The sequence below is a fragment of the Staphylococcus sp. AC872 genome (assembly GCF_979255425.1).
This window is the reverse complement of sequence record NZ_CEEDKW010000003.1, coordinates 172,194-188,611: the sequence shown is the minus strand read 5'-3', so window position 1 is coordinate 188,611 and position 16,418 is coordinate 172,194. Positions and strand designations below refer to the sequence as shown.

General features: G+C 35.2%; 12 protein-coding genes, 1 riboswitch and 1 other annotated feature. Of the genes, 1 reads left to right on the top strand and 11 read right to left on the bottom strand.

Annotated elements, in window-relative coordinates; genetic code table 11:
- Nucleotides 1–210: 210 nt before the first annotated feature.
- The 10 genes from ACZ267_RS06670 to hutH form a co-directional block, all read right to left on the bottom strand.
- Nucleotides 211–1,494, bottom strand: a complete 1,284-nt coding sequence (locus tag ACZ267_RS06670; RefSeq protein ID WP_002451564.1) for an adenylosuccinate synthase — start codon at nt 1,492–1,494, stop codon at nt 211–213.
- Nucleotides 1,495–1,779: 285 nt separating this feature from the next.
- On the bottom strand, nt 1,780–3,180 hold the full coding sequence (dnaB, locus tag ACZ267_RS06665) for a replicative DNA helicase (RefSeq protein WP_047210585.1): 1,401 nt from the start codon (nt 3,178–3,180) through the stop codon (nt 1,780–1,782).
- Nucleotides 3,181–3,211: 31 nt separating this feature from the next.
- Entirely contained in the window at nt 3,212–3,658 is a 447-nt protein-coding gene (gene rplI, locus ACZ267_RS06660) for a 50S ribosomal protein L9 (RefSeq protein WP_047210586.1), read from the bottom strand.
- On the bottom strand, nt 3,655–5,622 hold the full coding sequence (locus ACZ267_RS06655) for a DHH family phosphoesterase (protein WP_047210587.1): 1,968 nt from the start codon (nt 5,620–5,622) through the stop codon (nt 3,655–3,657). Before ACZ267_RS06655 ends, rplI begins: the two co-directional genes overlap by 4 nt.
- A gap of 14 nt (nt 5,623–5,636) precedes the next feature.
- On the bottom strand, nt 5,637–6,575 hold the full coding sequence (locus ACZ267_RS06650) for a YybS family protein (protein ID WP_015364553.1): 939 nt from the start codon (nt 6,573–6,575) through the stop codon (nt 5,637–5,639).
- Nucleotides 6,576–6,712: 137 nt separating this feature from the next.
- Nucleotides 6,713–7,678 (bottom strand): homoserine O-acetyltransferase MetX, encoded by a 966-nt coding sequence (metX, locus tag ACZ267_RS06645; protein ID WP_047210588.1) that lies wholly within the window; start codon nt 7,676–7,678, stop codon nt 6,713–6,715.
- Between the two features lie 65 nt (nt 7,679–7,743).
- A riboswitch (SAM riboswitch) is annotated at nt 7,744–7,849 on the bottom strand.
- Between the two features lie 102 nt (nt 7,850–7,951).
- A complete protein-coding gene (locus ACZ267_RS06640) occupies nt 7,952–8,281 on the bottom strand; it encodes an AzlD domain-containing protein (RefSeq protein ID WP_002466396.1) in 330 nt (109 codons plus the stop codon).
- On the bottom strand, nt 8,278–8,970 hold the full coding sequence (locus ACZ267_RS06635; protein ID WP_047210589.1) for an AzlC family ABC transporter permease: 693 nt from the start codon (nt 8,968–8,970) through the stop codon (nt 8,278–8,280). The genes ACZ267_RS06640 and ACZ267_RS06635 overlap by 4 nt, the downstream gene beginning before the upstream one ends.
- Before the next feature lie 331 nt (nt 8,971–9,301).
- Nucleotides 9,302–10,588: a serine--tRNA ligase gene (gene serS, locus ACZ267_RS06630; RefSeq protein WP_002466417.1), complete on the bottom strand. Its 1,287-nt coding sequence runs from the start codon at nt 10,586–10,588 to the stop codon at nt 9,302–9,304.
- An 83-nt stretch (nt 10,589–10,671) separates the two neighbouring features.
- Nucleotides 10,672–10,887 (bottom strand) — a binding site (T-box leader).
- 83 nt (nt 10,888–10,970) lie between these two features.
- On the bottom strand, nt 10,971–12,470 hold the full coding sequence (gene hutH / locus ACZ267_RS06625; protein WP_002466382.1) for a histidine ammonia-lyase: 1,500 nt from the start codon (nt 12,468–12,470) through the stop codon (nt 10,971–10,973).
- A 333-nt stretch (nt 12,471–12,803) separates the two neighbouring features.
- Here hutH and ACZ267_RS06620 point away from each other — a divergent pair, with 333 nt between their 5' ends.
- A complete protein-coding gene (locus ACZ267_RS06620) occupies nt 12,804–13,616 on the top strand; it encodes an NAD(P)H-hydrate dehydratase (RefSeq protein WP_047210591.1) in 813 nt (270 codons plus the stop codon).
- Between the two features lie 111 nt (nt 13,617–13,727).
- Here the strand turns inward: ACZ267_RS06620 and gyrA are convergent, their stop codons facing one another.
- Nucleotides 13,728–16,406 carry a DNA gyrase subunit A gene (gene gyrA, locus ACZ267_RS06615; protein ID WP_079449095.1) on the bottom strand — a complete coding sequence of 893 codons (2,679 nt, stop codon included), beginning with the start codon at nt 16,404–16,406 and terminating at the stop codon, nt 13,728–13,730.
- Between the last annotated feature and the right edge of the window lie 12 nt (nt 16,407–16,418).

Genomic DNA, 16,418 nt, shown 5'->3' with positions numbered 1-16,418 from the left:
CACAAGATAGATTATAGCACAGCCAATATTTGAATGACAAGATATTTTTTACATAATTTTAACATTATTTTTAATTAGGCCTGAGACAGTAATAATAAAGAACAACTGATTAGTTATTTTGTAGTATATTCAAGCATTTTTATCATCATATTAAATATAAAAAAAGCCGTTAAATAATTGTTATATCATTTAACGGCTTATCGGTATTAATTACCATAATTTTTCTAATAAGTTTGTTTGTTCACGATCTGGACCTACTGAGAAGATTGAAATGCGTACGCCACATAATTCAGAAATACGTTCTAAATATTTGCGTGCATTTTCAGGAAGTTCTTCTAAAGTGCGGCAACCTGTAATATCTTCTGTCCAACCTGGTAACTCTTCGAAGATTGGTTTACAACGTTGTAATTGATCTAGGTTAGCTGGATATTCAGTAATTTCTTTACCATCTAATTCATATGCTGTACAGATTTTAACTGTATCTAAGCCAGTTAACACATCAATTGAGTTGATTGATAAGTCTGTAATACCACTTACACGGCGTGAATGACGTAATACTACTGAGTCGAACCAACCTACACGACGTGGACGACCAGTTGTTGTACCGTATTCACGACCAACTTCTCTAATGTGATGACCATCTTCATCAAATAATTCTGTAGGGAATGGACCATCACCAACACGTGATGTATAAGCTTTACATACACCAATGACTTTTGATACGTATGTTGGACCTACACCAGTACCTACAGTAACGTTACCTGCTACTGGGTTACTTGAAGTGACGAATGGATATGTACCGTGGTCGATGTCTAACATCACACCTTGGGCACCTTCGAATAGTACTTTTTCATCTGCAACAATTGCGTCGTCTAAGATTTTAGGTGTATCTGTAACAAATTCTCTTAAACGTTGACCTGCAGCATAATATTCTTCAAATATATCATCAAAGCTTGGGCATGTTTCGTTAAACATACCTTTGAAATATGCATTTTTATGTTCAATATTTTGTTTTAATAGTCTTTCGAATGTTTCTTTTTCGACTAAGTCTCCCATACGGATACCAATTCGTTGTGCTTTATCTACGTATGCTGGGCCGATACCTTTTTTAGTTGTACCGATTTTATTATCACCGCGAAGACGCTCTTCATACTCGTCTTGTGCAATATGATAAGGTAAAATCACTTGAGCACGGTTAGAAATACGTAAGTTATCTGTTGAAATACCACGTTCATTTAAACCGTCTAATTCTTTAAGTAATGCAACTGGATCAACTACCACACCATTACCAATAACTGCTAATTTGTCTTTATAGAAGATACCTGATGGTACTAAATGTAATTTATATGTTTCTCCACCAAATTGGATGGTATGTCCTGCATTATTACCACCTGAAAAACGTGCAATCACGTCTGCTTGTTCTGCTAAGAAATCTGTAATTTTACCTTTACCTTCGTCTCCCCATTGTGTCCCAACTACTACGATTGATGACATAAGAGCACCTCCAAATTTTTCTCATTTAACCATGAAGTATTTTACCAATATAGATACTATAATGCAAATAAAAATCGAACATTGATTTCATACAATCAAATTCATCTATTTTTCTTTATAATGAAAGTCAAAAAGTATATAAAAGCTATCATGACGGTATTTAACATATTTATTCAAAAATTCAAGACACATACTTAGTGATTTTTAAATGCCTTTATACAAAACAAAAACCGTACAATAAAACTGTAAAGTTATTTATTGTACGTTTTTTATATTTAAAATATTTTATGACATTTCTGCATGAGCATAATCTATATCAGTAAATTTGTTGTATTGTTTCATGAAGTGTAATTTCACGGTACCTGTCGGGCCGTTACGTTGCTTAGCGATGATAATTTCAATTTCACCATTATCATCATTAGTTTGTGGTTCAAAGCTTGAATCATCATCGTCATCCTCATCTTCGCCACGATTATAATAATCATCACGATATAAGAAAGCAACAATATCAGCATCTTGCTCGATAGACCCTGATTCACGAATGTCACTCATCATCGGACGTTTATCTTGTCGTTGTTCAACACCACGAGATAACTGACTCAGTGCGATAACAGGACATTCTAGTTCACGTGCAATAGCTTTTAGCGTACGTGAAATTTCAGATACTTCTTGTTGACGGTTATCTGAGAAACGTGAACCACTACCTTGAATTAATTGTAGATAGTCAATCACAATCATATCTAAACCATGCTCTTGTTTAAGTCGACGACATTTAGAACGTAAATCATTGATTCGAATACCTGGCGTATCATCAATAAATATTTTTGTTCGAGATAGTTTACCAACTGCAATCGTGAATCGGTTCCAATCCTCTTCGGTCATTGTACCGGTTCTTAATCGGTTTGAGTCAACGTTACCTGAACTACATATCATACGTGTTGCTAATTGGTCTGCACCCATCTCAAGAGAAAAGATACCTACTGTATATAAATCTTCATGTGTTGCTACCTTTTGGGCAATATTAAGTGCGAAGGCAGTCTTACCAACAGATGGTCGTGCAGCTAAAATGATTAAGTCGTTTCGGTTAAAACCTGCTGTCATTTGGTCTAAATCTCTATAACCTGTTGGAATACCCGGTGTTTGACCACTATTTTGATCGAGTTCCTCAGCAGTTTCATACACTTGTCCTAATACATCTCGAATATCTTTAAAACCATCACTCTCACGTGTAGATGATAGTTCTAAAATACGTCGCTCTGCATCGCTCAAAATCGTATCTAATTCTAACTCATCATTGTATCCGTCATTGGCGATACTATCTGCAGTCTGAATCAGTTTACGTTTAATTGCATGTTTAAATACGATATCAGTATAATATTGAACGTTTCTTGTTGTAGGGACATTGGTAGATAATTCTGCAAGATATTGCGGGCCACCCGCTTCACTCAAGCTTCCTTCAGTCGTTAATTGATCCATTAACGTCACTACATCAATTTCTTTATTATCTTCATTTAAGTGCATCATCGCACGGAAAATATGTTGATGGGCGCCTCTATAAAATGACTCAGGAAGTAACACTTCCTGAGTTGTATTAATTAATTCCGGATCAATAATAATGGCACCTAAGACAGATTGTTCGGCTTCATTGCTATGTGGCATTTGATTTTGCTCGTACATACTATCCATTATTGATTACACCTCTATTTTCAATCCATCTTTATTGTTCTACTGTATGCACACGAATAGTACCTTCAACTTCTTTATCTAATTTAACAGGTACGTTTGTATAACCTAATGTGTGGATACCTTGTGGTAAATCCATTTTACGTTTATCTAATTTAATGTCATGTTGATCTTTAAGGGCTTGGGCAATTTGTTTCGTACTTACTGAACCAAATAATTTACCGCCTTCACCTGTTTTAGCAGATACTTCAACTTCGATGTTAGCTAATTTTTCTTTTAATGCTTTTGCATCATCAATTTCTTGTTGTCTATCTGCTTCAGCACGTTTATTTTGTTGTTCTAATTGTTTTAAGTTACCATGTGTTGCTTCTACAGCATAATTATTTTTTAATAAGAAGTTATTTGCATAACCTACTGGTACGTCTTTAACTTCGCCTTTTTTACCTTTACCTTTAACATCTTGTGTGAAAATTACTTTCATGCGTCTTCACTCCTACTCATTTGTTCTGTTATTGCTTGTTGTAATTGTACAATGGCGTCTTCGACTGAGACACCTTTTAATTGTGTCGCTGCATTCGTCAAGTGACCCCCGCCACCAAGGGCTTCCATTGTTAATTGAACATTAACTGAGCCTAATGAACGGGCTGAGATACCGACTAAATTATCTTCACGTTTGGCAACGACATATGAAGCTTCTATACCTTCTAAACTTAACAACTCATCGGCTGCTTGTGCAACTGTAACAGGATGATAAATTTTATCGTCTGAGCCATGTGCAATCGCAACACCGTTATCTTGTACTTCGACTGTTCTAATTAATTCAGAACGGTTAATGTACGTATCCACATCATCTTTTAAGAAGTGTTGTGTAAGAATAGTATCGGCACCATGTGCTCGTAAATAACTTGCGGCATCGAACGTTCTTGAACCCGTACGTAATGTGAAGTTTCTTGTATCAACAATAATACCTGCATACATAACAGTAGATTCAAGACGTGTTAAACGCTGTTCAGTTGGTTGATATTCTAGCAACTCTGTGACAAGTTCTGCTGTTGAACTTGCATAAGGTTCCATATAAACCAGTAGTGGATTGGAGATAAAGCTTTCACCACGTCTATGGTGGTCAATCACTACCTTACGATTTGCTTTATTTAAGACATTTTCATCTAGAACCATTTCTGGTTTATGCGTATCAACGACAACAACCGTTGTTTTCGATGTCATCATATCCCATGCATCGTCTGATGTAATAAATCGTTCTTTAAGTTCTGGTTTCTTATCAATTTCATCCATGACACGACGCAATGTTGGATCGATATCAGATTCATTTAAGACAACATATGCTTCTAGATTATTCATTAATGCGAATCTAGACACACCAATAGCTGCACCAATGGCATCTAAGTCAGGTCGTTTATGTCCCATCACGATGACTTTATCGCCTTCAGTTAAGATATCTTTTAATGCGTGTGAGATAACACGCGCTCTTACACGTGTACGTTTTTCCATCGGGTCAGTCTTACCACCATAGAAGCGTACGTTGCCGTTCATGTTTTTAATTGCAACTTGGTCACCACCACGACCTAGCGCTAAGTCTAGACCTGATTGCGATAATTCACCTAAGTCAATAAGATTTTCAGTACCTTCACCGACACCAATACTTAATGTCAATTGTGCTCGGTAACCAACACTTTTCTCACGTAATTGACTTAAAATGTTGAAATTTGAATCTTCGATTTCTGCTAAAATCTTTTGATTTAAATAGGCTACGAATTGATCTGAATTATAACGTTTGAAATAAATATTATATTCTGATGCCCAACGACTAATTACACGTGTAACCATTGAGTTAATTTCAGAACGCTGTGTATCGTTCATGTTTTGCGTGATTTCATCGTAGTTATCTAAGAATAATGTTGCAATAATGGGTTTTGAATCTTCATATAGTTGGTTCGTTTGTACTTCATCTGTAATATCGAAGAAGTATAAGCAATGTTCATTGCTTGAATAACGTACTCTATAATGATAATTTTCATGTTCAATTTCTACTTCTTGAACTTTCTCCAATTGCTTTAAGATATTAGGAAATATTTCGTTTACCGATTCTGAAATAACATTAGTTGTTAAATGTTCAGACATAAATTGGTTAACCCATTCAATATGGTCGTTCTCATCTAACACAATCATCCCGATCGGTAAGTGTTTAATCGCCTTATTACTACTTGTTGTAATATGACCACTTAAACCATCCACATAACTGTCCATTTTCATAAAAGCTTGTCTTAGCAAGAACCCACTAGCAATAATCATTACTAGTAATATTCCTGCAGCTATGCCTGCCACGATTTGGTTAAATATAAACCAAACGACGACTAATGCTATAGCAGTCAGTACCATTATGATAAATGGTATGAGCAAAGCTTTTTTAGTGGATTGACGGTTCATTCTTCCACCTCTCATCACTTTTTATTATTATTGTTCATTAGTTGTTTTAAATTGATACATAAATCGATGACACCTAATAACCCTACAATATGAGTCATTGGTGTTAATAATGTCCCTATAACCATTAATATGATAGTTACTACATTCGGTAGTCGCTTCGCTTTTCCGAAGAAATGTATCACGCTCATACCTTGAATGTACATCACTAATGATAACACAACTTCAAAGTTTAATACGATACTCTGGAACGTACTTGGTTGGGTTGCAAACATGACACAAAGTAAATCAATAATATAGATTGTTAATAGCGTACGATTCATTTGCCAAGCGAATAATGGTTTGAATATTGGCGTAGCTACTTTGAATTTGCGCAAGATTGGAAATGTTATGATCAGATTAATTAAAACGAAAAGAAAAACGATAATAATGAGATAACTAGGGAGTTGGACCGTCATTTGGCGGATACTTTCTTCAAGCATCTGTCTGTAATCAGCATCTGCTCCACTTGTTAATAACATGTTATGAACGGTTTCTTTAACTGGGTTAACTAATGCGGCTGCTCTTGGGATTTTTTCAAATACTTGTAATAACATGAATCCTATCAATGTCATTAAACTTAGAGATACCGTTGTTACATATAAAATTCTTTCTTTTGTTGCTCTTTCCTTAAGTAATTGTCCAATGATTAAACTCGTTAAAATCACTAAAACCATCATACTTAAGACGAATGTATTACCTAATAATGTTGTAATTATAACTGTTACTAAGGCACTAATTCCAAATGACTGAATAGATTTGTTCCATAATACGACACCTGGGATTGTTGCAAATAAACATAAAATTAAGCCGAGAATAGGTAATACATGTGTTACTAAAGCGACTATCACTAATGCTAATGTACCTATAATAGTTGCTTTAGGTTGTATTTTTGAAAACACACACGCCACTCCCATACTTTTTTTGACTATAATTACCATTTTAACCTCTTTGAAAAAAATAAACAATAAAGTACTACTGGTATTTATGTCGGTCAATTCTAGCAGTACTTTAGAGTGAAATACAACTTATTTTATGATTATAAAAATAGTCATTATCGTCGAATATGTTTCGCATTTAAAAAGTGATATAAATTAGGTGCCCAATCTTCAAAGTTAAGTAAGAAACCATCGTGCCCCACATTATCTGGTACAAAAAAGTGTCGATGATATTTAAAACGTTGTCCTGCCGCTAATACTTGATCATCTGGATATAACAAATCATCTATGAATCCCATCGTTAATACCTTTGTGTCTAATGATTTAAACACTTTATCAACATCATCTCTGCCTCTATCAATATTATGACTATCTAAGACGTCCAGCAGTGTTAAATAACATGATAAATCAAAGGATTCTTTGAACTTGTTCCCTTGATGTTGTTGATAACTAACTACCTCTTCAGGTGTGAAGCGTTGATCATAACTTTTAGAAGATCGATAGGTTAAAAATCCTAATTGTCGAGCAATACTTAAACCTTCTTTACCTCCGATATGAATCGCTTGTCTAGCAATCTCATTAAAGGCACAACTGTACGATGAGGTTTTATCTGTAGCAGCAAGTATAACCGCTTTATCTACTTGGAATCGTCGATTATAAAGTAATTCGAGCGCTTGCATACCACCTAAACTCCCACCGATTAAAATATCTATTTTATTAAACCCTAATGCTTCTATCCCCTTCTCAAGTGCACGTACGATATCTCTTAATGTTAAATGATCTGGAAAATGTGGATCATTATGCTTTGAACTTGAACCAAATGGACTCCCTATGACGTTGAATGTTAAAAATTGATAATCATTGATAGGCATATAACCACCATCAATAATTTCACGCCACCAACCTGGATGTTCATCTGTACCATATGTAAGATGATTGCCAGTTAATGCATGGCAAACTAATGCTAATGGTTGTCCAGGATAACCTACATGTTCATATTTTAATTTTAAGTTTTGTATCGTTTCTCCAGACTCTGTCGTGAATTGGCCTAATTCTAATGTATCAACTGTATAATTCGACATATATGAATCCATCCTCCTTTAAATAAAAAAGCTTCTTACTCTATGAGAAGTAAGAAGCGGTTCAGTACTTATCATTCGAGTGCTCGTTGGTTTTAGCACCGTACTCGTATTCTTTATAGCCGGTTACTGAAGCGTCTATGGGCCAAGTCCCTCAACTTCTCTGAATAAGATTTTATGATTAAGTTTTGAATAAATATATTAATTATCTAAATTTTCTAACTACTTAAATTTTAACTAACTCTATCACGAAATTCAATATGTAGACCTTGATTTCTATAGAAAGAATCTCAATAGAGCGATAAATGCAATACCGCCTAAAATGGTCCAGGTTAGGCTTCTCGTATATATGGCTAATAATACAGTTGGTATTAATGCAATAATGAATGGCACATTGAGTGTATAGCCTACACTACCTTCATGTTGTTGAATAATACCGTCCAAGACAAGTGCTGTAAAAAGTGTGATAGGTATAAAGGATAACCATTGAATAATAACATCTGGTAGATTTACTCGTGAAATCATCATAAATGGAATCACTCTGACTAAAATCGTAACAATACCACATAGAATAATAATGATTAACATATGTTGATCTGTCATCATCTGTCCATCACCACCCCTAATGTAGATGCGACAACCGCAGATATTATAATCGCTACATACGAGGGCATAACAAAGCTTAACGTTAACATCATCACAATGACGCATAGAATCAGCACAAGATAAATGTTGATCTTAGACTTTTTAACAGATTCAAATTGAGCAATACCTAAAAATACAAACATAGCTGTAATCGCAAAATCTAATCCTAACATCTCTGGATTCGAAATATATTTGCCGAATATAGCACCAACTACACAAGAAAAGGTCCAAAACAAATATGCTGTGATGTTTAAACCATGCAACCAACGATCGTTAATTGGCTCACCTTTTAAATAAGGCGTGATGGCTACACCAAATGTTTCATCGGTTACTAAAGAACCAAGTCCAATTCGATTCCATAAACCATAAGACTTAAAATTGGGTGCTAACGTCATACTTAATAAAAACATACGTGAATTAACAATAAATGTTGTTAACACTATCGCTGTTATGGGTGTTCCAGCTATAACTAACGCACATATAATAAATTGCGCCGCACCAGCATAAATAATCAAACAAAGTAATATAATTTCTAATAAACTAAACTTTTGAGATGCAGCAACGATGCCAAATGAAATACCAACACCTGCATACCCTAATAATGTTGGAATGCATTCTTTAACACCTTGTATAAATGTGAGATGGGTCATCTTGTCTCCCCCTTTCTAGTTACAAACGCATTTACGTTTAAATAATAAACTCAAGTCTAATATACAATGATGAAAACGGCAATCACTTTAGACGTCGGTATGTGTTACGTCAGACAACCCTCACTTTTAAAATTCCGTCATCACAATATTTTAAATATGACAGAATTTTCTATAAATAGTTAGACTCCCCCCCCACTATTTTGCATCTAAATTTTACTTAATGTCCCTCCCCTACCCTCATACTTTAGGTTATTGACATAAAAAAATACGCGGCAATGATGGCTCTTCATTACCGCGCATTGTATAGCTAGTCATTCGCTAACAATCTAAATTATTTAGTTGGCTTTTGAATATGAGTTTTACCACCCATGAATGGTACTAAGGCTTCAGGGATAGTTACAGTACCATCTTCATTTTGGTAGTTCTCAACAATTGCTGCGAATGTACGACCTACAGCTAAACCACTACCATTTAACGTATGCGCTAATTCAGGTTTAGCTGCATTATCACGTTTGAAACGGATATTGGCACGTCGTGCTTGGAAGTCAGTACAGTTTGAACATGAACTGATTTCTTTGTAGTCGTTATAGCTTGGTAACCATACTTCTAAGTCGTATGTTTTACTAGCACTGAAACCAATGTCTCCAGTACATAAGATAACACGACGATATGGTAATCCTAATTCTTCTAAGATTGCTTCAGCGTTTGTAGTCATTTCTTCTAAAGCATCCCAAGAATCTTCAGGTTTTTCAAAGCGTACCATTTCAACTTTGTCGAATTGGTGTAAACGAATTAAACCTCTTGTATCTCTACCAGCTGAACCCGCTTCACTACGGAAACATGCAGATTGTCCAGTGAATTTTTCAGGTAAGACACCTGGTTGGATGATTTCATCACGATAGAAGTTTGTTAAAGGTACTTCAGCAGTTGGAATTGTATATAGTCCTTCTTTTTCTACTTTAAATAAATCTTCTTCGAATTTAGGTAATTGACCAGTACCATACATTGTATCAGCGTTAACTAATTGAGGTACCATCATTTCAGTGTAACCATGTTGTGTTGTATGTTTAGTAATCATGTAGTTCATTAATGCACGTTCTAATTGTGCACCGTCTCTTGTTAGATAAACGAAACGTGCGCCAGAAATTTTAGCGGCACGATCGAAGTCAGCCATTTTAAGATCTTCTACGATATCCCAGTGTGCTTTCGCTTCGAAATCAAATTCACGAGGTGTACCCCATTTTTTAACTTCGATATTTTCTTCATCTGAAGCGCCTTGTGGTACATCATCATTGATAAGGTTTGGAATACGACATAGAATATCAGACATTTTATTATCAATTTCATTTAATTGTGTATCATATTCTTTAATGTCATCACCTAATTGACGCATTTCAGCGATAACATCATCAGCATTTTCTTTATTACGTTTTTTCTGAGCGATTTCTTCACTTACTTTATTACGTTTCGCTTTCATCTCTTCTGTCTTGCTTATTAATGTACGACGCTTTTCATCTAATTCTAATACCTCATCGACTACTTTAGGGTCGTCTCCTCTTAATTCAATTTTGCTCTTAACTTTGTCTGGCTCTGTTCTAAAAAGTTTAATATCTAACATGAAACCTTCATCCTTTCCCATAAAAAATATATATTTAGCATGCCAACTATGTATATAAAAGCATACAAAAAGACCACGCCCCGACAAGGGACGTGGTCTACGCGTTGCCACCCTATTTAACAAACAAAGCAAACATCTCAATGAAATGTAACTTCGTTTGCACTTAACTAAAATAACGGTTATTCGCCGATTGCTCACTAAATGTAGGTAGATTCATATTAAAGTGGATTACTTGTTCTCACTAACCACAAGCTCTCTGAAATCCATCAATAATACTACTTGGCCTACGAACAATGTTTTATTAACTTACTCACAATATAGCAAAGTTTTTTGTAATTTTCAAGTTATTTTAAAATTCAATCATTTTCATTTTATGAATGTATTAATGATATGCACTATCCTTTAAGTACTGTGCTACGGCTTCTATGTCCTTATGGAATTGTCTATCCTGTTTGATAGATGGCACAATGTTTCTAAATTCGTCATATTTGTCTCGTGTTTTAGGTGATAGTTGATTGACACCTTTTAACTCAACTGCTTGTAACGCAATAATACATTCAATCGCAATAACTCGTCGTGCATTTTCAATCATTTGATAACCATGTCTTGAAGCAATTGTTCCCATAGACACATGATCTTCTTGGTTAGCTGAAGATGGTATAGAATCTACACTCGCTGGATGTGCAAGTGTTTTATTCTCAGAAACTAGGCTCGCAGCCGCATATTGCATAATCATCGCACCACTTTGTAAACCAGGTTCTGGACTTAAGAATGCAGGTAGACCGTTATTCAATTGCGGATTCACTAGTCGTTCCACACGTCGTTCTGAAACATTCGCTAATTCACTGACACCTAATTTCAAATGATCAAGCGCAAAGGCGATAGGTTGTCCATGGAAGTTACCACCAGATATGACTGTTGTTTCACCGTCTTCATCAAAGATAAGCGGATTATCATTTGAAGCATTCATTTCAAACTCTAACTTTTCTTTTACGTAGTTAAACACTTGATAACTTGCGCCATGAATTTGTGGAATACAACGTAAAGAATAAGCATCTTGAACACGAATCTCAGCTTGTCTTGTTGTTAACTTTGAGTCTGCTAACCAATCACGCATACGTGCCGCGACATCTACTTGTTCTTGACTATTTCTAACTGCATGTACTCTATGATCATATGCATCAACAATACCATTTAACGCTTGATGTGTGAGCGCCGCAATCCACTCTGCTTGGTAACCTAAGTCTTCCGCTTCAATATAATTAATGACCCCTTGTGCAGTCATAGCCTGTGTGCCATTAATTAGTGCTAATCCTTCTTTAGCTTGTAGATGTAATGGTGCTCTTCCTAATTCATTTAAAACATAACGACTATCAACTTCTTCATTTTTAAAATAAACAAGCCCTTCACCAATAAGTGCTAAAGCTAAATGAGATAATGGTGCCAAATCACCTGATGCACCAAGTGAACCTTGTTGAGGAATCACAGGTATAATACGCTCATTGATGAAATATTTGAGCTGGTCGACCAATTCTAACGTTACCCCTGAATTTCCTTTTAATAATGTATTAAGACGTAAAATCATCATCACAAGTGATACTTCTTCAGAAAATGGTTCGCCCATCCCACAAGCGTGTGAACGTATTAAATTAACTTGTAAGTCATTATATTGAGTCGAATCAATACGCACATCGCTAAATAAACCAAATCCTGTAGTAATCCCATAAATGGTTTCTTTATCATTAATGATTCGTTCTACTACACTTCTACTTTTTTTAACTCTTTCTAATGCTTCCTCTGTGATTTCAATTTTTAAATCTTGGTGTAATAATTGTTTAATATCTTCAATCGTTAAAGCATCTCCATTTAAAAATAAAGTCATAGAAACAGCTCCCCTTTATGTAGAATTAAAACTTCCATTATCAAAAAGTATACGTTTTCATTTTTATATAAACAATACCTTTTACAATTTTTATAATACATTAACAATTTAATTATTTAATACGCTAAAATATTGTCATTGTTATACTTGGTATATATATCGTTACATTTCTTAAATTCCTATTGACGAAAGTGTATTACAGGTATAGTATTTTTTATTGTATTTAAAAGCACACACATCGTTGTGACTTATATTCAATATCAAATGAATCAATGAACATAAACCGGTTTGTATAATAGAAATAGATAATCCGGTAAAAGGAGGTTTAGGTAGATGGAAACTTTAGATACTATTAATATTCCTAAAAGAAAAGAAGAGTCTCATAAAGGTGATTACGGTAAAATCCTATTAATTGGTGGATCTGCTAATTTAGGTGGTGCAATCATGTTAGCAGCACGTGCATGTGTATTTAGTGGTAGTGGTTTAATTACTGTAGCAACACACCCAACTAATCATGCTGCATTACATTCTCGATGCCCTGAAGCAATGGTTATCGATATTAACGATACAAAGATGCTTACTAAAATGATTGAAATGACAGACAGTATCTTAATTGGACCTGGACTTGGTGTAGACTTTAAAGGAAATAATGCCATTACTTTCCTATTACAAAACATCCAACCTCATCAGAATTTAATAGTAGACGGTGATGCTATTACTATTTTTAGTAAACTTAAACCTCAACTACCTTCATGTCGAGTAATTTTTACGCCACATCAAAAAGAGTGGGAACGTTTAAGTGGTATCCCAATTGAAGAACAAACTTATGAACGTAATCGTGAAGCGGTTGATCGTATTGGCGCGACAGTTGTTCTAAAAAAACATGGTACTGAGATTTACTTTAGAAATGAAGATTATAAACTATCTATCGGTAGCCCAGCTATGGCAACTGGTGGTATGGGAGATACTTTAGCAGGAATGATTACTAGCTTCGTAGGCCAATTTGACAGTATAAAAGAAGCGGTGATGAGTGCCACATATACACATAGTTATATCGGAGAAAAGCTTTCTGAAACAATGTATGTCGTACCACCATCACGTTTAATCAATGAAATTCCATTCGCAATGAAACAATTAGAAGAATAGCTTATATAGGGAATATGGTCACATTTAACAGTCGCCATATCCCTTTTTATTACATAAAAATAAGACTCCCCTGATGATAGGGGAGTCTTATTTTCTACTTTATATTATGGTTTATTCATCTTCATTATCTTCTGAATCGTTTTCGATATCTTCATTTACACGATCCATAAAGTCTTGTCTTACTTCGATTCGTTCATCACCATCTTGAGTGTCTTCTGAACCTTGTTCTTCATCAGTAACTTCAGTTTGAATCGCTTTGCCTGGTGCGCCACCTTCGATAACTTCTTCGTTACTAGACTCACCTTGAGCATTATCACTTTCAATATCTGATTCTGCTTCATCAGCGTCATCTTCTTGTTTTACTTTAGCTACTGTTGAAACAAATTGGTCATCACCTAAACGCATAAGTCGAACACCTTGTGCAGAACGACCATTTTGTGAGATGTCATGTACATCTAGACGTATAATCACACCTGCATTCGTTACAACCATTAAGTCTTCTTCACCTGTAACAGTTGTAATACACACGATATTACCATTACGTTCTGTAATTGTTGCCGTCTTAATACCTTTACCGCCACGATTTGATAATCGGTAATCAGCAACTGGTGTACGTTTACCGTATCCATTTTCAGTAACAACTAATACTTCATCTTCACTATTCGCATGTGCGACATCTAAACCGACTACTTCATCACCTTCACGTAATGTGATACCTTTCACACCTGCTGCTGTACGGCCAAGTGGACGTAATGCTTTTTCAGAGAATCTAATCAATGAAGCATGTGCAGTACCAATAAGGATATCTTCTTCACCGTCTGTTAGTCTAACTGCAATTAACTCATCATCTTCTTTAAAGTTAATCGCAATTTTACCGTTCTTATTAATACGAGAGAAGTTACTTAATGATGATCGTTTAACGATACCTTTACGTGTTGCAAATACTAGGTAATCGTCTTCACTTTCAAGGTCTTTAACAGCAATCATTGTGCTAATACTTTCATCATTTTCAAGTTCAATCGCATTAACAATTGGGATACCTTTGGATTGACGAGATAATTCTGGTACTTCGTAACCTTTAAGTTTGTATACGCGGCCTTTATTCGTAAAGAATAAGACATTGTCATGAGTACTTAAAGTAACTAATTGACTCACAAAGTCTTCTTCTAATGTATTCATACCTTGTACACCACGACCACCACGGTTTTGGGCACGATATGTAGATACTGGAAGACGTTTAATATAATTGTTATGACTTAATGTAATTACAATTTGTTCTTCTGGGATTAAATCTTCATCTTCTAAATCATCTAATCCGCCAAGTTGAATTTCTGTACGACGTTCGTCACCATAACGTTCTTTAATTTCTGTTAATTCGTCACGAACTAATTGTAGTAATACTTCTTCATCCGCTAAAATCGCTTCTAATTCATCAATATAAGCTAATAATTCGTTATATTCTGATTCAATTTTGTCTCTTTCTAAACCAGTTAAACGTCTTAAACGCATATCTAAGATAGCTTGTGCTTGTCTTTCAGATAATTTGAAGCGTTCTTGTAAGCTTTCCATTGCCACTTTATCTGTTTCAGATTCACGAATCGTACTAATAATTTCATCAATATGATCAAGTGCAATTCTTAAACCTTCTAAGATATGGGCACGGTCTTTTGCTTTTCTTAAATTGTACTCTGTACGTCTTCGTACAACCGTTTTTTGATGTTCTAAGTAATGGACTAATGCTTCTTTAAGATTAATCAACTTAGGTCTGCCATTAACTAGGGCAATCATATTTACACCAAATGATGTTTGTAACGGTGTTTGTTTATATAAGTTATTTAAGATAACACTTGCGTTAGAGTCTTTACGAATATCAATAACAACTCTTACACCTGTACGTAAACTTGTTTCATCACGTAAGTCCGTAATACCATCAATTTTTTTATCACGTACAAGTTCAGCAATTTTTTCGATCATTCGTGCCTTGTTAACTTGGAATGGAGTTTCTGTAACAACAATACGTTGACGTCCGCCACCACGTTCTTCAATTTCAGCACGTGAGCGCATTTGTATAGAACCTCTACCTGTTTCATAAGCACGTCTAATACCACTTTTACCTAAGATAAGACCAGCAGTTGGAAAATCTGGACCTTGAATATCTTCCATTAATTCACTGATTGAGATGTCTGGTTTCTTACTTAAACTAAGTACGCCATCAATCACCTCTGTCAAATTATGAGGTGGTATATTAGTCGCCATACCTACGGCGATACCTGCCGCACCATTGACTAATAAGTTAGGGAAACGTGCAGGTAAGACTGACGGCTCTCTTTCGTTACCATCATAGTTATCAATAAAATCAATTGTATCTTTATTAATATCACGTAGTAATTCTAGCGTAATTTTAGTCATACGTGCTTCGGTATAACGCATGGCAGCTGCGCCATCACCATCCATGGAACCAAAGTTACCTTGTCCATCCACAAGTGGATAACGATAACTGAATTCTTGTGCCATTCTTACCATAGCCTCGTAAATAGATGAGTCACCATGTGGGTGATATTTACCCATAACATCCCCAACGATACGTGCGGATTTTTTATATGGCTTGTCTGGAGTCATACCTTGTTCGTTTAATCCGTACAGTATACGACGATGTACTGGTTTTAATCCATCTCTGACGTCTGGTAATGCACGAGAAACGATAACACTCATTGCATAGTCTAGGAATGATTCGCGCATTTCATTGGTTATATTTCGTTCATTAATTCTTGATTGAGGTAATTCAGCCATCAAGAGATCCTC